The sequence below is a fragment of the Pseudomonas resinovorans NBRC 106553 genome (assembly GCF_000412695.1).
GTDB classification, from domain to species: domain Bacteria; phylum Pseudomonadota; class Gammaproteobacteria; order Pseudomonadales; family Pseudomonadaceae; genus Metapseudomonas; species Metapseudomonas resinovorans_A.
The window spans coordinates 2,275,808-2,297,518 of record NC_021499.1 but is presented as its reverse complement, the minus strand read 5'-3'; the positions used below and the strand labels follow the sequence as shown (position 1 = coordinate 2,297,518).

Sequence of the window (21,711 nt, the reverse complement as noted above, 5' to 3'; positions counted from 1 at the left end):
CCAGCTCGTAGGATGGGTTGAGCCTGCGATACCCATCGTTCGATGTGATGGGTATCGCTTCGCTCAACCCATCCTACGATTCGGTACGGTGAGCCCCCTCTCGGAGCCTGTGGCGCCCTACTCCAGCACCTCGACCGCCATCCCCACTTCCAGCACGCCGTTGCTGCGGTTGATCAGGTTCTGCCCGAAGTACACCTCGCCTTCGCGCTCGCGGTAGCCCTTGAGCGTGGTCAGCGGCTCGCGGTCGGCACTGCGCTCGCCGGTGGCCGGGTCGATGGTGGTGAGGATGCAGCGGCTGCAGCCTTTGGCCACGCTGAACTCGACGCCGCCGATGCGAATCCGCGTCCAGCCGTCCTCGGCGTAGGCCTCGCTCCCCTCCACCACCAGGTTCGGGCGGAAGCGCAGCATTTCCAGCGGCCGCCCCACCCGTGCGCTGAGGTCGTCCAGGGAAGCCTGGCCGATCAACAGCAGGGGAAAGCCGTCGGCGAAACCTACCTTCTCCTCGGGCAACAGGCTGCCCGGGATGTCCCGCGCGCGGTGCTCGGGCACCTGGACCAGGCGACAGGCCTTGCCGAGGAAACCGCTGAGCCACTGTGCCGCCTCGTCGCCGGCATCCGGGACGAACATCGGCGCACCCCAGACGAAGGTGCCACGCAGGTTGGCGTCCGGTTCCGGCAGCGGCACGTCGAGGTCCGGCAGGCCCTCGGCCTTCAGGCTGAGCCCGCCGGCCGCGTTCCACAGGGCCGACAGCTGGGACATCCGGGGAAACGCGCGCTGGGTCAGGAAACGGCCGTTCTCGGCGTCCACCAGCATCCAGCGTCGATCGCCCGCCAGGCCCAGGGCATCGACCTGGGCCTGCTGCAAGGGCTCGCCCTTGGCGGATTTCATCGGGAACCGGTAGAGGGACGACAGACGCAACATGGCAGCTCTTCCTGAGGGCGTTCGAACGAAGCCCTCCTTATACGCAGCCGGCGGGGTTCAGCTCAAGTTCATTGATCCCGCTTGAGGCGGTCGATCACCACGTCCACCAGCTTGTCGGGCTGGAACTTGGAGAGGAAGTTGTCGCAGCCGACCTTCTTCACCATGGCGTCGTTGAAGCTGCCGGACAGCGACGTGTGGAGCACCACGTAGAGATCGCGCAGACGCGGGTCGTTGCGGATTTCGGTGGTCAGCCGGTAGCCGTCCATCTCCGGCATTTCCGCGTCGGTGAAGATCATCAGGAGTTTCTCGGTCATGTCTTCGCCGCTGTCGGCCCAGGCCTTGAGCATGCGCAGCGCCTTCAGACCGTCACTGGCCACGTGCAGGCGCATGCCGAGCTGGGACAGGGTCTCGCGCAACTGGGTCAGGGCCACGGTGGAGTCGTCCACCAGCAGCACCTCGCGCCCCACCGCCATCTGCAGCAGCGGATTGTCCAGGCGATCGGCGGAAACCTTGGTGCTCATGGGCACGATCTCGGCCAGCACCTTCTCGACGTCGATGACTTCGACTATCTGCTCATCCACCTTGGTGATGGCGGTCAGGTAGTGCTGGCGGCCGGCGCCACCGGGCGGCGGCAGGATGGATTCCCAGTTGAGGTTGAGGATGCGATCCACCCCGCCCACCAGGAACGCCTGCACCGAACGGTTGTACTCGGTGACGATGATGGTGCTGCGCTCATCCGGCACCAGCGGACGCATGCCGATGGCCTGGGAGAGGTCGATCACCGGCAGGGTCTGGCCACGCAGGTTGACCACGCCGCAGACCACCGGGTGGCGCTGGGGGATGAGGGTCATCTTCGGCAGCTGCAGGACTTCCTGCACCTTGAACACGTTGATTGCGAAGAGCTGGCGACCGCTCAGGCGGAACATCAGGATTTCCAGCCGGTTTTCACCCACCAGTTGAGTGCGTTGATCGACGGTGTCGAGAATGCCGGCCATGGAACTTCCTCTGCTGCGAATGCGATGGTGGGCAGAACTGCCATGGCAGGTTGTCGGCTAGGCAGCGGAAAACTGAAGACATGGCACCGAGCCATCATGCCGCAGCCAATCCCATGACGCCAGCGCCCTGACGATCAATCCAACCGCAGCAGCGGAGACAGGTTCGGCAGATGCACTCGCAACGCTCCCGCCCGCGCGGTGATACGCAGGCGCACGGTTTCCAGCGGCTCACCGTCGAGGTTGAGGTCCAGCCCTTCCGGCGCCTCCACCTCGACCCAGGGCAGACGGGCGCTGACCGATACCGCCTCGAGCCCGAGGATGCCGCCGGACAGCAGCGTGGTCAGGGTGCCCACCACGTCCTGGGGCGCTGGAATGATGCAGAGGTCCAGCAGGCCATCGTCCACCACCGCCTGCGGGCACAAGGGATGGCCGCCACCGGCCTGGCGCCCGTTGCCGATGCCCAGGGCGAGAAACTCCCCTTCCCAGCTGAAATCCGGACCACGGAAGCGGCCGAAGGCCGAATGCACCTCGGGAAAGTGGGTCAGCCCGGTGAGGAAGTACGCGGCGCCGCCGAGGACCTTCTTCAGGTCCTCCGAGGTGTTGGCGGTGATCTTCGAGCCAAAGCCGCCGGTCGCCATATTGAGGAACAGATGGCCGTCGGCGTCACCCAGGTCGATGGCGCGCGGAGGCACCTCGAGCAGCGCCAGCGCGCCCATGGGATCCAGCGGCACGCCCGCGGCGCGGGCGAAGTCATTGGCCGTGCCCAGGGGCAGCAACGCGAGGCTGGCGTCGCTCCCCGCCAGGACCATGGCTTCGGCGACCTCGCGCAGGGTGCCGTCGCCACCGCCGGCGATCAGGGTCGGGTAGCCCGCCGCCAGCGCCTCGGCCACCAGCCGCCGGGCATCGCCGGCCTCCCAGGTGACTCGCACGGCCAGGTCCCAGCCTGCATCGCGGCGCACCTGGACCGCCTCGCGCACCTCATCGTTGCCGGCTTGCTTGGCATGCAGGATCAGCAAAGCCTTGCGCTCGTCCATGATCAGCTCCTTGGTTCGTCAATGGCCCGAGTATAGGACCGCACCGAACGGGAATCGGCGTCAGTGGCGTTCGGAAAGCCCATTATCACATCGAATTTATCGATATAAATCCTGGAAAAATTACGCTTTTACCTGGTTATATGATGATTGATCATGCGCCCCATTCCTCCCGGAGAACTCCCTCCGCGAGCTCACAGGAGACTCGAACATGATCGAAGTACGCCCCTTCGCCGAACTCGGTGGTGCCCACCACGGTTGGCTCAACGCCAAGCACCACTTCTCCTTCGCCAGCTACTACGACGCCCAACGCATGAACTGGGGCCAACTGCGCGTCTGGAACGATGACGAGATCGCCCCGCAGTCCGGCTTCCCGCCGCACCCGCACCAGGACATGGAGATCATCACCTACGTTCGCGAGGGTGCGATCACCCACCAGGACAACCTGGGCAACAAGGGCCGCACCGAGGCCGGCGACGTACAGGTCATGAGCGCGGGCACCGGCATCGCCCACAGCGAGTACAACCTGGAAGACGAAACCACCAAGATCTTCCAGATCTGGATCATGCCGACCCAGCACGGCGCAGCCCCCTCCTGGGGTGCCCGGCCCTTCCCCAAGGGCGAGCGCGCCGGCAGCTTCGTGACCCTGGCCAGCGGCATCGATGACGGCGGCGACGCACTGAGCATCCGCGCCAACGCGCGCCTCGCCGCCGCCACCCTGAAGGCCGGCCAGAGCGCCGAGTACCGCCTGGAGAAGGGCCGCAAGGCCTACCTGGTGGCCGCCAAGGGCAGCTACGAGGTGAACGGCATCAAAGCCCAGGCCCGCGATGGCGTGGCGGTGCGCGATGTCGAGGTACTGAGCTTCACCGCCAGCGAGGACAGCGAAATCGTCCTGGTGGATGTGGCCTGACATCGCCCTGTGGGGGCCCGGATCGGTCCACCATCCGAGGCCCTGCCTTGCACCGCTGGTGGATGGAAAGCAACGTAGGATGGGTTGAGCCTGCGATACCCATGCTGTCCGTGGCAGAGCTGATGGGTATCGCTTCGCTCAAGCGGAACGCCGCCCGCCACATCCTACGAGTTTCATCCTGACAGCCGGGCAGCTCAAGCGTTACAAGCAGAGCCGATGACTCATCACCACGTCCTAAGGACGTGGCTTCCCAAGTTCAAATGAATTCGCTCCTGCAACCCTTAACGCCGGGTAACCGGTGATCTCGCGGATCTTTCGATACAGCGGCCGCAGCTGCTTGTACATGCCCTGGTAGACCTCCCGGTACAGCCGCTCGTAGGTGCGCTGCGCCTGGGGATCGGGCTGGAACACCTGCCCCACCCGGGTCATGGCGCGAATCGCCGTGGGGAAGTCCGGGTGCAATCCCAAGCCCACCGCGCAGTCGATGGCGGCCCCCAGGCCAGAGGTCTCGTACACATGGGGACGCTCGGCCGGCAGGCCGAAGATATCGGCGGTCAGCTGCATGGCGGCATCGCTCTGGGAGCCGCCGCCCGACACCCGCAGGCGCGTGATGGCGGTGCCGGAGCGCTTCTCGATGCGCTCCTTGCCCTGGCGCAGGGCATAGGCCAGGCCTTCGAGGATGGCGCGATAGATGTGCGCCCGCGTGTGCACGTCACCGAAACCGATGATCGAGCCCTTGGCCTCCAGCCCCGGCTCGCGGATGCCCGGCGACCAGTACGGCTGCAGCATCAACCCCATGGAGCCGGGCGGCACGCCGTTGACCAGTTCGTCGAACAGCGCCTCCGGCTCCACCCCCAGTTCCTTGGCCCGCTGCATTTCCCGCAGGCCGAACTCCTGCTTGAACCAGCTGACCATCCAGAAGCCCCGGTAGATCATCACCTCGGTATTGAAGTGATCGGGTATCGCCGCCGGATAAGGCGGGATCAGCGGGATGGTTTCCAGGTACTTGTGGCGGGTGGTGTTGATGGTGGCGGTGGTGCCATAGGACAGGCAGGCCACGCTCGGCTCCACGCCGCCGGCGCCGATCACTTCGCAGGCCTTGTCGGCCCCCGCCGCGATCAGCGGCAGCCCCTCGGGAATGCCGGTATGGCGGCTGGCTTCGGCGCTGATGCGGCCCAGTCGCTCACCCGGCTTGAACAGCTCCGGCAATTGTTCGCGACGTACCGGCATGGACTGCCACTTCCAGTCCCGTGGCGCGGCCCATTGCAGGCGCTTGTAGTCAAACGGCAGATAGGCCACCTGGCAGGCCACCGAATCGACGAACTGGCCACACAACCGGTGGCTGAGAAAGCCCGACAGCAACAGCACCTTGTGGGTCTGCGACCAGATCTCGGGCTGCTGTTGCGCCACCCAATTGACCTCGGCCTGGGCGCGGAAGTGATCCACCGTGCCTTCCAGGCCGGTTGCCCGGAACAGCCACCCCCAGGGCCCCTTGAGTCGACCCTCGACCTCGGCCTGGCGCTGGTCGAGCCAGAGGATCGCCGGACGCAGCGGCTTACCCTGCTCGTCAACGTTGATCACCGTGCCGCGCTGGGTGGTCAGGGAGACGCCTCGGATCAGGCTGCGATCGATGTCCACCGACTCCCAGAGCAACCGACAGGCTTCGCCCAGGCTGGCCCAGTAGTACTCGGGGTCCTGCTCGGCCCAGCCTGGCTGGCGCGAGTAGTAGGCCTCGAGGGGCACCTTGCCCTTGCCCAGCAGATTGCCCTCCAGGTCGAACAGCAGCGCGCGCACGCTCTGGGTTCCGTTGTCGATGGCCAGCAGGTAGTTCTTCTCGCTCACGATGGGTCCTTGTTCTTGTTATTCGGGCAGGCTGTAGCTCTTCCGCCAGAGCGCCAGGTAGTCGGCCTCTTCCCGCACCCAGCGTGGGTCGTCCCAACCCAGCAGCGGCTGGCACAGCGTGCGGATGCGTGGCAGCTCCGCGCGCGCGCCTTCGGGCAGCAGCAGGCCGAGACGGGTACGGCGCAGCAACAGGTCGTCCAGGTGCAGCACCAGCTCGCCCTCCGCCGCCCAGGCCAGTTCGGCCCAGAGCGTGTCGGTGGTACCAACGCGCTCACTGCCCAACTCGCCGACCCAACGGGCCAGCTCCGCCACGGCTCGACCATGGCGTCCCAGCAGGCGCAGGCGCTGGGTCGGCGACAAGGCCGGTAATGCCGACGCGGCGCAGGGCTGGAACACCGGGCCATCGCCCTCCGCCAGATGTCGACCGGCAAAGCTCGCGCAGGCCCGCAACACCTCCAGCGCCAGCAGGCGGAAGGTGGTCAGCTTGCCGCCGGCCAGGGTGACGCAACCGGGCTCGACCCAGAGCACGTGCTCGCGTTTCTCGTCCGAAGGCTTGAGGCGCGCCTCACCTTCGCTCACCACCGGCCGTACCCCGGCCCAGCTGGAGAGCAGATCGGCGCGGCCGATACCCGCCGCCGGGAACTGCAGGGCGCAGGCCTGGAGCAGGTAGTCCACCTCCGCCGCACTGATGCGTGCGTCGTCATCCAGGCCGTCTGCGTGGTCGAGGTCGGTGGTGCCGATCACCGTCGCGCCTTCCCAAGGGAAGACGAATACCGGTCGCCCATCGGCCGGGTGCATGAAGCTGATGGCGTGGGCCAGCGGCAGCCGCCAGCCTGGCAGCAGCAAATGGCTGCCACGCAGCGGGCGGATATGTTCCGCGCCCTGTGCCGTGCGCAGGCGATCGGCCCAGGCGCCGGTTGCCACGGCCAGGGTACGGGCGCGGAAGCTGAAACGCTTGCCGCTTTCCAGGTCCTCGGCCTCAAGGCCGGTCACCCTGCCCTGCTCCCGCTGCAAGGTCGTCACGCGCATGCCGTTGAGCGCTTCACCGCCTTCGCCGCGCGCCTCGCCCAGCACCCGCATGACCAGCCGGGCGTCGTCGGTCACCGCATCGAAGAAACGGGTGCCGCCCAGCAGGCCCTCTTCGCCGAGGCCGGGCACCAGGTAACGCAGTTGCTGCAAGGGGTAGTAGAGATGGTTGCGGCGCCCGGCCAACGCGTCATAGACCGCCAGCAGGCCGCCGAATACCCGTGGCCCGGGGAAGCCGCCACGGTGCGGCATAACGAAGCTCAGGGGCTCCACCAATCCCGGCGCCTCGGCCAGCAGGCGCTGGCGCTCGCGCACCGAGGCGCGGGTCAGGCCGAACTGGCCCTTGGCGATGTAGCGCAGGCCGCCATGGACCATCTTCGAGGAACGGCTCGACGTGCCCCAGGCGAAATCCCGCTGCTCCAGCAGCAGGCATTTCCAGCCTTGGCGCGCGGCCTCCCGCAGGATGCCGGCGCCGCAGATGCCGCCGCCCACCACTATCAGGTCCCACTCTTGGCGGGCCAGTTCCGGCAGCGCGACGCGGCGCCATTCGGCGTTCCAGGCGCCCATGTTCAATCCTCGAGCAACACGCCGGGGGCGAGACGTCCCTCGGGGTCGAAGTGTTGCGCCAGGCTGCGCAAGGCGGCCATGCCCAGCGGGCCCTTCTCCACCGGCAGCCAGGGCGCATGGTCGCGGCCGACGCCATGCTGGTGGCTGATGGTGCCGCGATTCTGCGCTATCACCTCGCTGGCCACGCGCTTGAGCCTGCTCCAGCGCTCCAGGGCCGCCTCAAAGCTGCCGCCGGGGCGGTAGACGTAGGTGGTGTAGATGCTCGATCCCTCGCCGTAGACGTGGGACAGGTGGGTGAACACATGGACCTGTTCGCCGTCCTCTTCAAGACCGCTGCGCAGACTGGCCTCGATCTTGCCCAGCAGGCTGTCGACATTGACCCAGTCGGTGGCGGTTTCCAGGGTGTCCACCACGTAGCCGGCGCTCCACAAGGCGTGGCGCAGGTAGGGGAAGCGGAAGCGGTTGTGCTCCCACTTCTTGCCCAGCAAGGTGCCGGTGAACACGCCACCGAAGCCCTTCAGCAGGCGCCTGGCCTGTTTCAGCGAGGCGGCGTTCTGCATCCGGCTGCCGGTGACGCCGAAGGTCAGCATGCACTTGCCAGCCCCCCGCGCCGCGCAGGGCCAGGTACTTTTCCAGCAGGGCGATCTGCCCCGGATGGCCGGCCAGGGCCAGCTGGGTTTCCGTTTCGATGGCATTGGACAGGCGCAGCATGGACAGCGGCACCCGGGCCTGGGCCAGGTGGCGAATACCCGACAACGCCTGCTCCCAGCTGGGCAGGAACACCGCGTAGAAGGACTCCTGCTCGGCCAGCCGGCTGACCCGCACCCGCACCTCGGAAATCACCCCGAAACGCCCCTCCGAGCCCAGCACCAGCTCGCGCAGGTCCGGCCCCGCCGCCGAGGCCGGGAAGGTGGGCAGCTCCATGGGGCCGGCGAAGGTTTCCAGGGTGCCGCCGGCGAACAGCTGCTCGATGCGCCCGTAGCGCAGGGACTGCTGGCCGCTGGAACGGCTGGCGACCCAGCCGCCGAGGGTGGACAGCTCCCAGGACTGCGGAAAATGGCCCAGGGTGTAGCCACGGGCGCGCAGCTGGCTTTCCACCTGCGGACCGCTGGCGCCGGGGCCGAAGGTGGCGATCAGGCTGTCCTCGTCCAGCTCCAGCAAGCGGTTCATGTGCGCGAGGGAGAGCGTCAGCACCGGTCGCTCGCCGGCCTGGGGGTTGATATGCCCGGCTACCGAGGTGCCGCCGCCGTAGGGAATCAGCACCAGGTCGCGCTCGGCGGCCAGGGCCAGCAACTGGCGGATCTGCTCCGGGGTTTCCGGGAAGGCCACCCCATCGGGGAACTGGCCGAAGTCGCCTTCGCGCATGGCCAGCCAATCCGGCAGGCTCTGGCCACGGGCGTGACGCACACGGGTTTCGGCGTCCAGGCTGATCAGCGGATGCGCCGCCAGGCGCGAGGCCGGTACGCGCGCCAGCACCTGCTCCAGGCTGGCGTCGGGCAGGGGCTGGCCCGCTCCGATGCGCCCGGCGAGGAAAGCCGCTCCATTGGCCGGCAACTCCACCACGGTTGCCTCATCGCCCCAGCCATTCCAGCGTCGCATGCCGTTCTCCTTGTTCGGGTTGTTTCGGAGGATTTCGATGGCTGCCTATACTAGCCAGCCGCCCGAAGGCGTCACTGTCGAATCGGGACAGCGGCCATCGCCAATCAGGACATAACAAGAAAACGCATGCACGCACTCGGCTATACCTCGGTTCCCGCCCTGCTCAAGTACCTGCGCCACGCCGAACAGCTCGGCCTCGACCAGGCGACCACCCTCATGGCCGCCGGCATCCGCCCGGAAGACCTGGCGGACAACGGCCGACGCCTCCCCAGTGAAGTCCATGAGCGGCTGCTGGCCCACCTGATCCGCGAGTCCGGCGACCGATTGTTCGGCCTGCACGCGGCGCGCTACGTGCAGCCCGGCTCCTGGAGCGTGCTCGGCTACATCACCATGAACTGCGCCACGCTCGGCGAGGCCATGAGCCGCATCGCCCCCTACGAGAAACTGGTGGGCGACATGGGCGTGAGCCGCGTGGAGGCCGAGGGCGACGCTGTACGGATGATCTGGAGCTGCCGCCACCAGGACCTGGCCATCCGCCGGCACATGGTGGAGAACGTGCTCGCGTCCTGGCTGCTCTACGCGCGCTGGATCGCCGACACGCAGCTATCGCCACGGGAGGTCTGGTTCGAGCACCCCCAGCCCAACGCCACCGGCATCGAGGACTACGAGCAGGTGTTCGGTTGCCCGGTGCGCTTCGAGCAGCCCTGCAATGCGCTGCTGGTGCCCATGGACTACCTGTCGATTCCCCTGCGCCAGGCGGATGCCAATCTCCTGCGCACCCTGGAGGAACACGCCCTGGCGCTGATGGCCGGGCTGGACGATGACGAGCCGCTGCCGCAGCGGGTGAAGAACGCCCTGCGCCTGCTGCTCAAGGACGGCCTGCCGCGCAAGGAGCGAGTGGCGGAGAAATTCCACATGACGGTGCGCACCCTGCAGCGCCACCTGCAACAAGCCGGCACCAGCTACCAGCAGATACTCGACGAACTGCGCCAGGAACTCGCCGAGCACTACCTGTTGCGCAGCGACCTGCCGATCCAGGACATCGCCACCTACCTGGGTTTCACCGAGTCCCGCTCCTTCCACCGCAGCTTCAAGGCATGGACCGGGCAGACGCCGGGGGAGTTTCGCGAGGCGAAGCGCCAGGGCTGAAACCCGGTAGGGGCGATTTCAATCGCCAAGCAGGACGCAGTCCTGCCCCGCGACTCCCGGAGGGCAGTTGCGCCGCCCTTGGCGAATGAATTCGCCCCTACAAGAAGGCAGCGCCGATCAGGCCTGCAACTCGCTCAGCGGAATGAAGCGCAAGGTATCGCCCTCGGCCAGGGTCGTGCCTTCCAGCACCTCCACCAGCCCCTCGGCCCAGGCCGCGCTGCGCAGCACACCGGAACTCTGGTTCGGGTAGATCACCGCACGGCCATTCTCCAGCCGTGCCCGCAGGTACTCGCGGCGATTGCCGGGTTTGCGCCAGGTGAAACCGGCGGGTACGGCGAAGCCCAGAGGCTGTACCTCTTCCACCCCCAGACGACGCAGCAGGTAGGGTCGCGCCAACAGGCCGAAGGTCACCAGGGTGGAGGCCGGATTGCCCGGTAGCCCGATCACCGGCACGCCGCGGAAATGCCCGAAGGTCAGCGGCTTGCCCGGCTTGATCGCCAACTTCCACAGGGCCAGCTCGCCTTCCTCGCGCAGGGCCACGCCGAGGAAATCGGCCTCGCCCACGGACACGCCGCCGGTGGAGAGGATCAGGTCCACGTCCGCCAGCTCGGCCAGGGCCTTGCGGGTCAGCTCCAGGTCGTCGGCGAGGATGCCGGCATCCAGCACCGCGCAGCCCAGGCGCTTCAGCCAGGCGATCAGCAGGCTGCGATTACTGTTGTAGATCTGCCCCGGCCCCAATGGCTGGCCAGGCGGCACCAGCTCGTCGCCGGTGGAAATCACCGCCACCACGGGACGGCGGCGCACCACCAGCTCGGCGGCTCCCAGGGAGGCGCACAGGCCCATCTCGATGGGTCCCAGGCGGGTACCGGCGGGCAACACGGTTTCACCCGTGCGGGTTTCCTGGCCACGGGGCCGTACGTTCTGCCCGGTCTTCAGGGGTTCGAGGAAGCGCACCCGGCCATCGGCCAGGACCTCGGCGTTCTCCTGCATTTCCACCAGGTCCGCACCCGCCGGCAGCGGCGCGCCGGTGAAGATGCGCGCACAGGTGCCCGGCTGCAGCGGCTGCGGCGCACTGCCGGCGAGGACCCGCTGGCTCACCGGCAGCGGCTCGCCTTGCCAATCGGCCAGGCACAGGGCGTAGCCGTCCATGGCGCTGTTGTCCCAGGGCGGCAGGTCGAGCCCGGCCACCAACGGCTCGGCCAGCACGCGGCCATCAGCCTCGGCCAGGGCCACGCGTTCGCAAGTGCTGATCGGGGCGCCTTCGGCCAGCGCCAAAAGGCGCGCCAGGGCGTCTTCCACCGGCATCAGGCCGGGGTGATCGCACCTACTCATCCGCGGCTCTCGCAGGCATTGGCCTGGGTCAGGTGCGGTACGAAGTTGCAGGGGCGATGGCGATTGTCCAGCTGCTCGGCGAGGATGCCGTCCCAGGCGGTACGGCAGGCATTGGTGGAGCCCGGCAGGCAGCACACCAGGGTGCCGTTGGACAGGCCGGCCAGGGCACGGGACTGCATGGTGGAGGTGCCGATATCGGTCACGGATATCTGCCGGAAGTATTCGCCGAAGCCATCCACCTGCTTGTCCAGCAGGCAGGCCACCGCTTCGGGGGTGCTGTCGCGGCCGGTGAAGCCGGTGCCGCCGGTGATCAGCACCACCTGCACCTGGTCGTCGGCGATCCAGGTGGCCACCTGGGCGCGGATCTTGTACAGGTCGTCCTTCAGCAGCACCCGCGCGATCAGGGAGTGGCCGGCGGAGGTAAGGCGATCGACGAAGAGCTGGCCGGACGTATCGGTCTCCAGGCTGCGGGTATCACTGACGGTAAGAACGGCGATATTGAGCGGCACGAACACCGCCTCGGCCTTGTGACTCATGGCAGGCTTCCAGTTGTAGGAGTGAATGCCCGGTGTTATATCACAGCGCCGCCCCGGAGACTCCGACATGACCGCCACAGCCCAGCCGCCCTGCTCTGTCCTGCTGCTTTCGGGCGGTCGTGGCCAGCGCCTGGGGGGGCGTGACAAGGGTCTGGTGGACTGGCACGGCCGGCCGCTGATCGCCTGGCTGCACGACCGGGTGCGTTCGCGCACCGACGACCTGATCATTTCCTGCAATCGCAACGACGACCGCTACGCCGCCTGGTCCGACCAACTGGTGCACGACGACAGTCCCGACTACCCCGGACCACTGGCCGGCATCCGCGCCGGCCTGGCGGTGGCCCGACACGAACAGGTGCTGGTCCTGCCCTGCGACGCCCCGCAGGTGGATGACGCGCTGATCGACAGCTTGCTCGCCGCCACCTGCGAGCGGCCGGTGATGGTCCGCCAGGGCGCGTTCTGGGAGCCGCTGTTCTGCGTCCTGCCCCGCGCGGTTCTGCCGGCCCTGGACGCCGGTTGGCAGGCCGGAGAACGCAGCCCGCAACGCATCCTCCGCCAGCTCGACCCCGTCGCCCTGACCTGCCCAGAGGGCGATCCACGGCTGGCCAACCTGAACACGCCGGAGCTGCTCGAAGGCACCCGACACGGGCATTGAGGCATTTCCTTGAACTTTGCCGGCCCCTGCATCGTCAGAACGTTCGTACGACTAGCGTAATCATCAAGGAGATGACGATGAATCAGCGGATAGCCCCCGCCTTCCTGCTCGCACTGGGTCTTTTCACCCTCGCCGGCTGCTCGACCCCCACCGTGCTCACCCTCAATGACGGGCGTGAACTCCAGGCCGTGGACACCCCCGAATACGACGATGACTCGGGCTTCTACGAGTTCGAGCAACTGGATGGAAACCGCGCCAAGGTGAACAAGGATCAGATCCGCTCCATCAAGGAACTCTGATTCCCGCGGCCCGCTCCTGCATGCGCAGCGACGCGGGCCTTTGCCATCCTCCGGCAACCCCGCGCCATTCGCAGCCTCCCGCGCTCCACTCGGTTCCCGCACAACGCCCGTTAAAAAATTTTCAGCTAACCCCTTGTAGGCCAAAAGTTTTTCTGTAGAATGCGCGCCACACAACGGAGCGTAGCGCAGCTTGGTAGCGCGTCTCGTTCGGGACGAGAAGGTCGCTGGTTCGAATCCAGTCGCTCCGACCAAATCCCGAAAAACCCGCCTAAATGGCGGGTTTTTTATTGCCTGGGATTTTTCCCAAGCGCACGTAGGCCTACTTTGGCTCTTGCGAATCGCCGGCTTGTTCCTTGGTTCGCGCAGCTGCCGGACGGTCCGGCCTTGGCTTGCTCATCTCTTCCCCCATTTCCTCGCCGAAAATTTCACCCAGCACTTCGCCGGCGGGGCGCGCACGGGCGAAGTCTTCCGCTCGCCACTCGGGATTTTCGTTGTCGATCCGCTCGGGATCATGTCGTTTGCCCATGGCGTTTCATCCTGTGGTCATGAGTCAGGGCACCGGCTTGCCAGCCCCTCCCCCTCATCTTATAGTCCGCCCGCCACGGTCAATCCCGTGGCCGACCTTGGCCGGTCGAGAATCTCTAGGCGCACAGGCGCCCACATGACCATTGCAGGCGCTTTTTTGTGCCTGCAACGCTTTGTCATGGCAGCTGTGCGCGGGACACCTTCGGGTGTGCCGGGTGCCTAGAGTCCCGGTCGGCCAACCCGCGTGCAGCTGTCACCCAAATTCGCTTGGCCGCGAACGGTGACAGCTCCAACCACTCTGGGAGCTTCACCATGGACGATTCCCGCTTCATTCCCCTTTCCGAAAATGCCATCCAGGCGCCCGTGCTGCTGCTCGATGCAGGCGCGGCCTACCACGACCTGCAGGATTGCGCCGAACAGCGCCTGCACGCCGCCAAAAGCCTGCTGCTCAGCTTTACCTGCATGCGGATCGATATCGCCGAAAGCCGCGATCTGGTGAGTGTGGCCAATGCCGCCCACCTGCTGCTGGCGGACGCCAGCGACCTGCTCGCCGCCGCGCGCAAGGCGGCGCTCAGGCAATCAAGGTAAAAGGCTCAGCTGGAAAGAAAGGCCGCCACGGCACTGGCATCGAAGGGCCAGCCCAGCTCGCCGCCGGTGTCGCAGCGGCGCAGCACCGGGATGCGTAGGCCATAGACTTCGACCCACTCCTCGGACTCGGCGATGTCCACCAGTTCCACCAACAAGCCGCGCTCGACGAAGGGCATGAGCACGCCTTCGGCCACTTCGCACAGGTGGCAGCCGAGGGTGCCGAAGAGTTGGCATTCAGGAAGCATGGCGAGGCGCCTCAAGGGTCAGCGAGGCGCGAATTCTAGCACGCGGTCAGGCCTTGGTGGATTGGTCCTGGGCCTTGTCCAGCAAGGGCTGCAGGCCATCGAGCAGGCGCCCGTTGAAGGCATCCGCCTTGGCCAGCTGGGCCGGGTCGAAGCGCTCGTCGAGGGCGAAGCCGCCCTTGAGCAGTTGCTCCAGGGTGCCACGGCCGTTCTCCGCCAGTTCGCTGGCGCTGCGCAGGGCGTCCAGCAGGCTGTTGGCGTAGTCCTTGAGGCTGCCGTTGACCGCACTGGCCGCCTGGCCGCCCTGCTGCGCAACGGCACCATAGGCGTCGGTGGCCTGGCTCACCTTGGTCTGGGTCAGGTGCAGGGACATGGATGCCAGTTGCTCGCCGTCCATGTCCAGGGCCAGGGCGCGATCGAAGGCGCCGGCCAGGTCGCCGGAGTAGAACTTGCTGGAGATGTCCTGGACCTGGCCGAGCAGGTCGCGGAGAGCGGCCTTCTCCTCGTCGTCCAACTCCCCTTCCACGTCGATCTGCCAGGCGCCGATCTGCAGGCTGGAAGACTGGCTGCTGGCCGACACCACCGAATTCGTGCCGTCACTGGCCGCCGTCACGCTGCTGCGCGAAAAGGACGCCGATGCCTGGGCGACGGATATGCGCAGCTTGTCGCCGTCGCGGGTTTTCACTTCCAGGTCGAAGGTTTGCGCCTGGGCGGCGAAGCGCTCGCTGTATCCGGCGACCGCCGCGACGCCGCCCGGCTGGCTGGGCTGCGCCGGCTGGGTGTAGGTTTTCTGCAGTTGGTCCAGGCCGTCCTGGATGCGGCCGAAGGTGTCGTCGATGTCGTCGGCCACCTTGCCGCCGAGCACGCCGAAGCCATCGAGTATCTTGCGCGCGTCGTCGAAGCCCTTCTGGATGCCGGCGCGGGCCTGGTCCAGCAGCCCCTGCAACTTGGTCGGGTCAGCGCCGTTGGCCGCCTCGCTGCGCAGTCGCTGGTCAATGAAACCGAGCACGCGGTCGGCGACCTTTTCCGGGCTGTAGTCGGATGCCTTGCCACTGAGCGCGCCGGGCTCCAGGCCAAGACGCTCGCCAAGGCGGCCGGCCAGGGTCTCCTGGGCATCCGCCTGCTTGCGCGCAGCGGCTGCAGCCTGCCCGGGGAAAATCGAGCGTTGGGGGGAGGAAGCGAGAGAGGCCAGGGCATTCATGTCGGGGCATCCGAAGTCGTCGGTGTCCCCGGCTTGGCGGCCGCAGGCCGAAAAACTTGAGTGATGCCCCGACCAATGGAGCGGTTTTCAGACTCCTGCGGCGCGCAGCAACTGCTCGGCGGCGTCCCGGGCGTCCAGCGCCTGGTCGGCCGGCCCCTCGATATGGGCCATGCTCACCGCCCCTTCCATCAGGTACTGCAGCTGGCGCGCCAGGCGCTCGGGCTGTACCACCCCCAGGCGCTCCAGGGCACCCCGGAAGTAATCCTGGGTGGCGGCCTTGTAGCTCGCGGCCAATTGATGCACCGGGTGGTCGCGTCGATGGAACTCGGCCGCCGCGTTGATGAAGGCGCAACCGCAGAACTCGTCCTGGCGGAGCCATTCGTCCAGGCCGTCGAACACCCGCAGGATGGCGTCCCGTGGCGGCAGTTCCGCGAAGGCCCGGGCCATGCGCTCGGCCGCGGGCGCGAAGCGCGATTCCAGGGCGGCGATGATCAGCTCGTCCTTGGACTTGAAGTGGTTGTACAGGGTCATCTTGGCCACGCCCGACTCCGCGAGGATGCGGTCGATGCCGGTGGCGTGAAAACCGTCGCGATAGAAGAGCGCGAGGGCTGTGCTGACCAGTTGTTCGCGTTTGCTCGATGCCATTGCAGCCTCCTGAACCGCCGCATTATGCGCATCCGCCCTTGCCGGCTCAAACCGCTGTCGCGGCGGTGCAACAGTCGCGCTTGAAATATACAGACAGGTCTGTCTACCATCCAGCGCCACTACCAACAACCGCGAGGGACTCGCCATGCAGCTCCATGACTTCTACCTTTCCGGCAATTGCTACAAGGTCCGCCTGTTTCTCGGGCTGATCGGCCAGCACGCCGAGTTGCTGACCCTGGACCTGCCCAACGGCGCGCAAAAGCGTCCCGAGTTCCTCGCACTCAATCCCCTTGGGCAAGTACCGCTGCTGGTGGACGACGGCCAACCGCTGGCCGACTCCCAGGCCATCCTGGTCTACCTGGCGCGACGCTATGCGGATGAGCACTGGTTCCCGCTGGATGCCCTGTCCCAAGGCCAGATCGCCGGCTGGCTGAGCCTGGCCGCCAACGAGATCCACAACGGCGTGGCCAAGGCGCGGATTGGCCTGAAATTCGGCCGCCCGGTGGACCTGGAGGACGCCCAGGCCCGCGGTCGCCAGGTACTGGAGCTGGTGAACGCGCACCTGGCCGGGCGCGACTGGCTGGTGGGCGAGCGGCCGAGCATCGCCGACGTGGCGGTCTACCCCTACCTGGCGCTGGCTAACGAAGGCGGCCTGGACCTGGCGCCCTACCCTGAATTGCACAGCTGGTTCGCGCGCATCCGCGCCCTGCCCGGCTACCTCGACCTACCCTGAGGACATCGACCCCATGCGCCTGCGTTCGTATTTGTTATCGCTCCTGCTCGCCGCCAACTGCCTGAGCGCCCAGGCCGAAGGCCTGCGCTTCGCCCTGGTGAAAACCGCCGAAACCGAAACCCTGGACGCCTTCACCGTGGAAGGCGGCAACTGGACCGAGAAGGTCAAGGCCAATCACGTGGCGGTGTTGATCCAGCACCACGCCGCCACCCTGCTGTTCGACACCGGCCTCGGCCGCCAGGTGGACAGCCAGTTCGGCAACGAGATGCCCTGGTGGGACAAACCGCTGATGCAGTACGGCGCGGTGACCCCGGCCCGCGACCAGCTGGATCGCGACGGCATCCGTGTCGACCGCATCCTCCTCAGCCATGTCCATTGGGACCATGCCTCGGCCTTGGCGGACTTCCCAGAAGTACCGGTGTGGGCGCCCTACGAGGAAATCGAGTTCAGCGAGATCGCCACGCCGCCGGCGCTGCTGCCCAGCCAGTTCGCCCACGGAGTGAATTGGCGGCCCTTCACCTTCCTGCCCGTCCCTTTCATGGGCTTTGAGGAAAGCCTCGACCTGTTCGGCGACCGCAGCCTGGTGCTGGTGCCGCTCAGTGGCCACACCCCGGGTTCGCTGGGGTTGTTCCTGACCCTGGCCGACGGGCGGCGGTTCTTCTTCACCGGCGATGCCAGCTGGCGCCTGGAAGGTTTCACCGGGCCGAAGGAGAAGTTCTGGGTCAGCCGCAAGCTGGTGGACAACGACCGTGAAGCCACGCGGGCTCAGCTGCAGAAGGTTCACGACCTGCTGCAGAAGGAAACCGCGCTCATCGTGGTGCCCGCCCACGACGCCAAGGTCCAGGACCAGCTGGGTTACTACCCGCAGTGGGTCCAGTGAGCTGCCGACCATCGTCTAACTGCAAAAAATGTAACGAAATGCTTTAGTCAACTTGTTGTAACAGGACGACCCGACCGACCTGCAACCCAACGAGGAGACAATAACAATGAGCAAGACCTCGCTTGCGCAAGCCGTGGCCCTGGCCACGCTCGGCGCCAGTATCACCGTACCGGGCATCGCCCAGGCTGAATTCATCAAGGACAGCAAGGGCAGCCTGGAACTGCGCAACTTCTACTTCAATCGCGACTTCCGCCAGGACAATGCCTCGCAGTCCAAGGCCGAAGAATGGGCCCAGGGCTTCCTCCTGCGTTATGAGTCCGGCTTCACCGAAGGCACCGTCGGCGTGGGCGTCGACGCCATCGGCCTGCTCGGCGTCAAGCTCGACTCCAGCCCCGACCGCAGCGGCACCGGCCTGCTCAAGCGCGACCGCGAAACCGGCCGCGCCCAGGACGAATACGGCGAACTCGGCGCCACCGTCAAACTGCGCGCCTCCAAGAGCGTGCTCAAGGTCGGCACCCTGATGCCCAAGCTGCCGGTGGTCCAGTACAACGACTCGCGCCTGCTGCCGCAGACCTTCCAGGGCGGCCACCTGAACTCCATGGAAATCGACGGCCTGACCTTCGATGCCGGCCGCCTCAACCGGGTCAACCAGCGTGACTCCTCCGACAACGAGGCCATGACGGTCACCACCGGTGCCGCCCGCGCCATCACCTTCCGTCCCGGCACCACCAGCGACGAGTTCAACTTCGGCGGCGCCAGCTACAAGTGGAACGACAGCCTCACCACCGCCTACCACTACGGCGAGCTGGATGACTTCTACAAGCAGCACTACCTCAGCGTCGTTCACGTGCTGCCGCTGGGCGACAAGCAGTCCCTCAAGAGCGATATCCGCTACGCCCGCTCCACCGACGACGGCACCAGCAACGTCGACAACAATGCCTTCGGCGCCATGTTCACCTACGCCCTCGGCGGCCACGCCTTCGGCCTCGCCTACCAGAACATGAGCGGCGACACCGGCTTCGCCTACATCAACGGGACCGACCCCTTCCTGGTCAACTACGTGCAGATCGGCGACTTCGCCAACAAGGACGAAAAATCCTGGCAGGCCCGCTACGACTACAACTTCGCCGACATCGGCATCCCCGGCCTGACCTTCATGACCCGCTACCTGTCCGGCGACAACATCGACCTGGGCGCCGGTCGTTCCGATGGCAAGGAATGGGAACGCAACATGGACATCGCCTACGTCGTCCAGGAAGGCCCGCTGAAGAACTTCGGCGTCAAATGGCGCAACGCCACGGTACGTTCCACCAACTTCGGCAACGACCTCGACGAGAACCGCCTGATCCTCAGCTACGTGATGCCGCTCTGGTAATTCACCCCGCCATGAAAAAGCCCGCCGATCGGCGGGCTTTTTCATGAAGCCGGCAGCATCAGTCCTGGGACGTGGCGCCGATCTTGTGGATGGACAGGTCCGCGCCGTAGTACTCCTCTTCCTGGCTCAAGCGGATGCCCATGGTGGCTTTCAGCAGGCCGTAGACCACGAAGCCACCGACCAGGGCCACCAGCACGCCCAGCGCGGTGCCGATCAGCTGGCTCACCAGGCTGACCCCGCCCAGGCCACCCAGGGCCTCCTGGCCGAAGATGCCACAGGCGATGCCGCCCCAGACCCCGCACAGGCCGTGCAACGGCCAGACACCGAGGACATCGTCGATCTTCCATTTCACCTGGGCCGCGGTGAACGCCCAGACGAACAGGCAGCCCGCCAGCGCGCCAGTGACCAGGGCACCCACCGGGTGCATCAGGTCGGAACCGGCGCAGATTGCCACCAGGCCGGCCAGCGGGCCGTTGTGCAGGAAGCCGGGGTCGTTGCGGCCCACCAGCAGCGCGGCGATGGTGCCGCCGACCATGGCCATCAGCGAGTTGACCGCCACCAGGCCGCTGACACCCTGCAGGGTTTGCGCGCTCATCACGTTGAAGCCGAACCAGCCGACGATCAGGATCCAGGAGCCCAGCGCCAGGAAGGGGATGTTCGACGGCGCGAAGGCCACCAGGCGCCCTTCGCGGTAGCGCCCGTTGCGGTGCCCCAGCAGCAGCACCGCGCCCAGGGCCAGCCAGCCGCCCACCGCGTGCACCACCACAGAGCCGGCGAAGTCGTGGAAGCTGGCGCCGAAGCTGTCCTTCAACCAGTCCTGCAGGCCGAAGTTGCCGTTCCAGATCAGCCCCTCGAAGAAGGGATAGATGAAGGCGACTATCAGCAGCGTGGCGCACAGCTGCGGGCAGAACCGGGCGCGCTCGGCGATGCCGCCGGAGATGATGGCCGGAATGGCCGCGGCGAAGGTCAGCAGGAAGAAGAACTTCACCAGGGCGTAGCCATGGTCGGCCGCCAGCACGCTGGCCGGCTCGAGGAAGGTCACGCCATAGGCGATCCAGTAGCCGACGAAGAAGTAGGCCAGGGCCGATACGGCGAAGTCGGAGAGAATCTTCGACAGGGCGTTGACCTGATTCTTCTGGCGCACCGTGCCCACTTCGAGGAAGGCGAAGCCGGCGTGCATCGCCAGCACCATCACGGCACCCATCAGGATGAACAAGGTGTTGGAGCCGTGGATCAAGGTCTCCACGGCACTGTTGAGGTTTTCCATCGGCGAAGGCGACTCCGGCAGTGAGAAAAAGCACCAAAGCGGTTCAAGCTCGAGATCCTGCGCACCATCCTGAAGCCAGTACGCACCATGAAGGATCGAGGCCATAGCCCGATCTGGTGCGCGCAGGCCGCCACAAGACATTTCTCGAACGGCGTTTCTCTATTGTTTTCATCAGGTTGGACGTGCTTTCCGGCTTCCGGCGGCCCATCCAGGGCGCCCCGATCCGGCGCATCGCGCCACAACCGCGCACCGACCCGATGCAAGCGCTATACCAGTAGGCCGCTGGCAAATTTGCAGTGAACCCTGCGCAAAGGCACCTACTCTTAGGCTTTGAGTCCCAAAAGGAGAATCACCATGCCCCGCAAGACCGCCACCCGCGCCCAGGACGACCTGTTGGCAGACTTCCAGGCCCTGGTCACTGACACCGAGAAACTCTTGCACGACAGCGCCAACCTGGCCGGCGAACAGGCCGACGAGTTGCGCCTGCAGATCCACGAGAGCCTCAAACGCGCCCGCGACACCCTGCGCGACACCGAGCAGAACCTGCGTGAGCGTGGTCAGGCCGCAGTCGACGCCACCGAGGACTATGTCCAGACACACCCCTGGCAAAGCGTGGGGGTAGCCGCCGGTATCGGCTTCCTGCTCGGCCTGCTGGCTTCCAGGCGTTGACCATGAGTGAGGAAACGCCCGAACGCGGTCCCTCGCCCAGACGTCTCAGCGCTTCCCTGCTCGGCCTGCTGCACGGCCATGTGGAACTCTTTGGCATCGAACTGCAGGAGCAGAAAGCCAAGACCCTCTCCATGTTGCTGCTCGGCGGGCTGATGCTGGTCTTCGCCCTGCTTCTGCTGATCGCCTTGTCGGTGCTGGTGCTGGCGCTGCTCTGGGACAACTGGCGCCTGGAGGCCACGATCGGCCTCGTCCTCTTCTACCTGCTGGCCACGCTCTACTGCGGCTGGCGCCTGCGCGCCGCGGTGGATGACGAAGCGTCGCCCTTTGGCGCCACCCTCGAAGAACTGGCCCGCGACAAGGAGCGCCTGCTGCCATGAGCACGCCGCAATTGCCTCGCAAGGCCAGCCGCCGCGACATGCGCAAGGCCCTGATACGCCTGCGCATGGAAATGCATCGCCAGGAACTGCGCCACGAAGGCCTGCGCCTGACCCAGCCGCTGCGCCAGGTGCGGGACTTCACCCGCCAGCTGGACATTCCCCACGCGCCACTATGGGGCATGGCGGCAGTGGCGGCGCTGGGCTTCCTGGTGGCGCGCAAGGGCAGCCTGAAGCGCGGGCTGCGCCTCGGTGGTGCGCTCTACCCCTTGCTCCGCGCCCTCTTGCGCACTCCGCCCCGGGAGGGACCCGGCTGATCGCGCTCCGACAGGAAGGCAACTGGCCACATT

Annotated in this window: 23 protein-coding genes, 1 tRNA gene and 1 pseudogene; 12 read left to right on the top strand and 13 right to left on the bottom strand. The window is 66.5% G+C overall.

The window, feature by feature from the left end; all coding sequences use genetic code 11:
• Positions 1-117 precede the first annotated feature (117 nt).
• From PCA10_RS10405 to yegS, 3 genes are all read right to left on the bottom strand, one after another.
• The gene (locus tag PCA10_RS10405; protein WP_016492034.1) at positions 118-921 is read right to left on the bottom strand and encodes an MOSC domain-containing protein; all 804 of its coding nucleotides are present in this window, start codon (positions 919-921) and stop codon (positions 118-120) included.
• 68 nt (positions 922-989) lie between these two features.
• A complete protein-coding gene (locus tag PCA10_RS10400; RefSeq protein ID WP_016492033.1) occupies positions 990-1,916 on the bottom strand; it encodes a chemotaxis protein CheV in 927 nt (308 codons plus the stop codon).
• Between the two features lie 134 nt (positions 1,917-2,050).
• Entirely contained in the window at positions 2,051-2,950 is a 900-nt protein-coding gene (gene yegS, locus PCA10_RS10395) for a lipid kinase YegS (protein ID WP_016492032.1), read from the bottom strand.
• A gap of 208 nt (positions 2,951-3,158) precedes the next feature.
• Here yegS and PCA10_RS10390 point away from each other — a divergent pair, with 208 nt between their 5' ends.
• On the top strand, positions 3,159-3,857 hold the full coding sequence (locus PCA10_RS10390; protein WP_016492031.1) for a pirin family protein: 699 nt from the start codon (positions 3,159-3,161) through the stop codon (positions 3,855-3,857).
• Positions 3,858-4,091: 234 nt separating this feature from the next.
• Here PCA10_RS10390 and PCA10_RS10385 read toward each other — a convergent pair whose 3' ends face one another.
• From PCA10_RS10385 to PCA10_RS10375, 3 genes and pseudogenes are all read right to left on the bottom strand, one after another.
• Positions 4,092-5,699: an FGGY-family carbohydrate kinase gene (locus PCA10_RS10385; RefSeq protein ID WP_016492030.1), complete on the bottom strand. Its 1,608-nt coding sequence runs from the start codon at positions 5,697-5,699 to the stop codon at positions 4,092-4,094.
• Between the two features lie 18 nt (positions 5,700-5,717).
• The gene (locus tag PCA10_RS10380; protein WP_016492029.1) at positions 5,718-7,292 is read right to left on the bottom strand and encodes a glycerol-3-phosphate dehydrogenase/oxidase; all 1,575 of its coding nucleotides are present in this window, start codon (positions 7,290-7,292) and stop codon (positions 5,718-5,720) included.
• Positions 7,293-7,294: 2 nt separating this feature from the next.
• Positions 7,295-8,891, bottom strand: a pseudogene (locus PCA10_RS10375) (FAD-binding oxidoreductase).
• Between the two features lie 126 nt (positions 8,892-9,017).
• On the opposite strand from PCA10_RS10375, the gene gliR reads away from it, so the two are divergent.
• Positions 9,018-10,040, top strand: a complete 1,023-nt coding sequence (gene gliR, locus PCA10_RS10370; protein WP_016492026.1) for an AraC family transcriptional regulator GliR — start codon at positions 9,018-9,020, stop codon at positions 10,038-10,040.
• A gap of 117 nt (positions 10,041-10,157) precedes the next feature.
• Here gliR and PCA10_RS10365 read toward each other — a convergent pair whose 3' ends face one another.
• Positions 10,158-11,372, bottom strand: a complete 1,215-nt coding sequence (locus PCA10_RS10365) for a molybdopterin molybdotransferase MoeA (protein WP_041770205.1) — start codon at positions 11,370-11,372, stop codon at positions 10,158-10,160.
• On the bottom strand, positions 11,369-11,908 hold the full coding sequence (gene moaB, locus PCA10_RS10360; protein WP_016492024.1) for a molybdenum cofactor biosynthesis protein B: 540 nt from the start codon (positions 11,906-11,908) through the stop codon (positions 11,369-11,371). Before moaB ends, PCA10_RS10365 begins: the two co-directional genes overlap by 4 nt.
• Positions 11,909-11,975: 67 nt before the next feature.
• On the opposite strand from moaB, the gene mobA reads away from it, so the two are divergent.
• The 3 genes from mobA (at position 11,976) to PCA10_RS10345 (ending at position 13,113) form a co-directional block, all read left to right on the top strand.
• Entirely contained in the window at positions 11,976-12,563 is a 588-nt protein-coding gene (gene mobA / locus PCA10_RS10355; protein ID WP_041770203.1) for a molybdenum cofactor guanylyltransferase MobA, read from the top strand.
• A 77-nt stretch (positions 12,564-12,640) separates the two neighbouring features.
• Entirely contained in the window at positions 12,641-12,862 is a 222-nt protein-coding gene (locus PCA10_RS10350; protein WP_016492022.1) for a YgdI/YgdR family lipoprotein, read from the top strand.
• Between the two features lie 174 nt (positions 12,863-13,036).
• Positions 13,037-13,113, top strand: a tRNA-Pro gene (locus PCA10_RS10345).
• A gap of 68 nt (positions 13,114-13,181) precedes the next feature.
• On the opposite strand, the gene PCA10_RS10340 is transcribed toward PCA10_RS10345, so the two are convergent.
• Positions 13,182-13,388: a hypothetical protein gene (locus PCA10_RS10340; RefSeq protein WP_016492021.1), complete on the bottom strand. Its 207-nt coding sequence runs from the start codon at positions 13,386-13,388 to the stop codon at positions 13,182-13,184.
• Positions 13,389-13,699: 311 nt separating this feature from the next.
• Between PCA10_RS10340 and PCA10_RS10335 the strand changes: the two genes are divergently transcribed.
• Complete coding sequence (locus PCA10_RS10335; protein WP_016492019.1) at positions 13,700-13,975, top strand: hypothetical protein; 276 nt, start codon at positions 13,700-13,702, stop codon at positions 13,973-13,975.
• Between the two features lie 5 nt (positions 13,976-13,980).
• Here PCA10_RS10335 and PCA10_RS10330 read toward each other — a convergent pair whose 3' ends face one another.
• The 3 genes from PCA10_RS10330 to PCA10_RS10320 form a co-directional block, all read right to left on the bottom strand.
• A complete protein-coding gene (locus tag PCA10_RS10330; protein WP_016492018.1) occupies positions 13,981-14,220 on the bottom strand; it encodes a glutaredoxin family protein in 240 nt (79 codons plus the stop codon).
• A 46-nt stretch (positions 14,221-14,266) separates the two neighbouring features.
• The gene (locus tag PCA10_RS10325) at positions 14,267-15,418 is read right to left on the bottom strand and encodes a DUF5610 domain-containing protein (protein WP_016492017.1); all 1,152 of its coding nucleotides are present in this window, start codon (positions 15,416-15,418) and stop codon (positions 14,267-14,269) included.
• 87 nt (positions 15,419-15,505) lie between these two features.
• Positions 15,506-16,063, bottom strand: coding sequence for a TetR/AcrR family transcriptional regulator (locus PCA10_RS10320; RefSeq protein ID WP_016492016.1), 558 nt, complete (start codon positions 16,061-16,063; stop codon positions 15,506-15,508).
• A 145-nt stretch (positions 16,064-16,208) separates the two neighbouring features.
• Here PCA10_RS10320 and PCA10_RS10315 point away from each other — a divergent pair, with 145 nt between their 5' ends.
• The 3 genes from PCA10_RS10315 to PCA10_RS10305 all read left to right on the top strand — a co-directional run bounded on the left by PCA10_RS10315 (position 16,209) and on the right by PCA10_RS10305 (position 19,051).
• Positions 16,209-16,796 carry a glutathione S-transferase family protein gene (locus tag PCA10_RS10315; RefSeq protein ID WP_016492015.1) on the top strand — a complete coding sequence of 196 codons (588 nt, stop codon included), beginning with the start codon at positions 16,209-16,211 and terminating at the stop codon, positions 16,794-16,796.
• A 13-nt stretch (positions 16,797-16,809) separates the two neighbouring features.
• Positions 16,810-17,676 (top strand): MBL fold metallo-hydrolase, encoded by an 867-nt coding sequence (locus PCA10_RS10310; RefSeq protein ID WP_016492014.1) that lies wholly within the window; start codon positions 16,810-16,812, stop codon positions 17,674-17,676.
• A 106-nt stretch (positions 17,677-17,782) separates the two neighbouring features.
• Positions 17,783-19,051, top strand: coding sequence for an OprD family porin (locus PCA10_RS10305; RefSeq protein ID WP_016492013.1), 1,269 nt, complete (start codon positions 17,783-17,785; stop codon positions 19,049-19,051).
• A 58-nt stretch (positions 19,052-19,109) separates the two neighbouring features.
• On the opposite strand, the gene PCA10_RS10300 is transcribed toward PCA10_RS10305, so the two are convergent.
• On the bottom strand, positions 19,110-20,318 hold the full coding sequence (locus PCA10_RS10300) for an ammonium transporter (protein ID WP_016492012.1): 1,209 nt from the start codon (positions 20,316-20,318) through the stop codon (positions 19,110-19,112).
• Between the two features lie 354 nt (positions 20,319-20,672).
• On the opposite strand from PCA10_RS10300, the gene PCA10_RS10295 reads away from it, so the two are divergent.
• Genes PCA10_RS10295 through PCA10_RS10285 form a run of 3 tightly spaced genes read left to right on the top strand, consistent with a single transcriptional unit; the run spans position 20,673 to position 21,678 of the window.
• Entirely contained in the window at positions 20,673-20,987 is a 315-nt protein-coding gene (locus PCA10_RS10295; protein WP_016492011.1) for an ElaB/YgaM/YqjD family protein, read from the top strand.
• Positions 20,988-20,989: 2 nt separating this feature from the next.
• Positions 20,990-21,364 (top strand): phage holin family protein, encoded by a 375-nt coding sequence (locus tag PCA10_RS10290; protein ID WP_016492010.1) that lies wholly within the window; start codon positions 20,990-20,992, stop codon positions 21,362-21,364.
• A complete protein-coding gene (locus tag PCA10_RS10285; RefSeq protein ID WP_016492009.1) occupies positions 21,361-21,678 on the top strand; it encodes a hypothetical protein in 318 nt (105 codons plus the stop codon). Before PCA10_RS10290 ends, PCA10_RS10285 begins: the two co-directional genes overlap by 4 nt.
• The last annotated feature ends 33 nt before the right edge of the window (positions 21,679-21,711 follow it).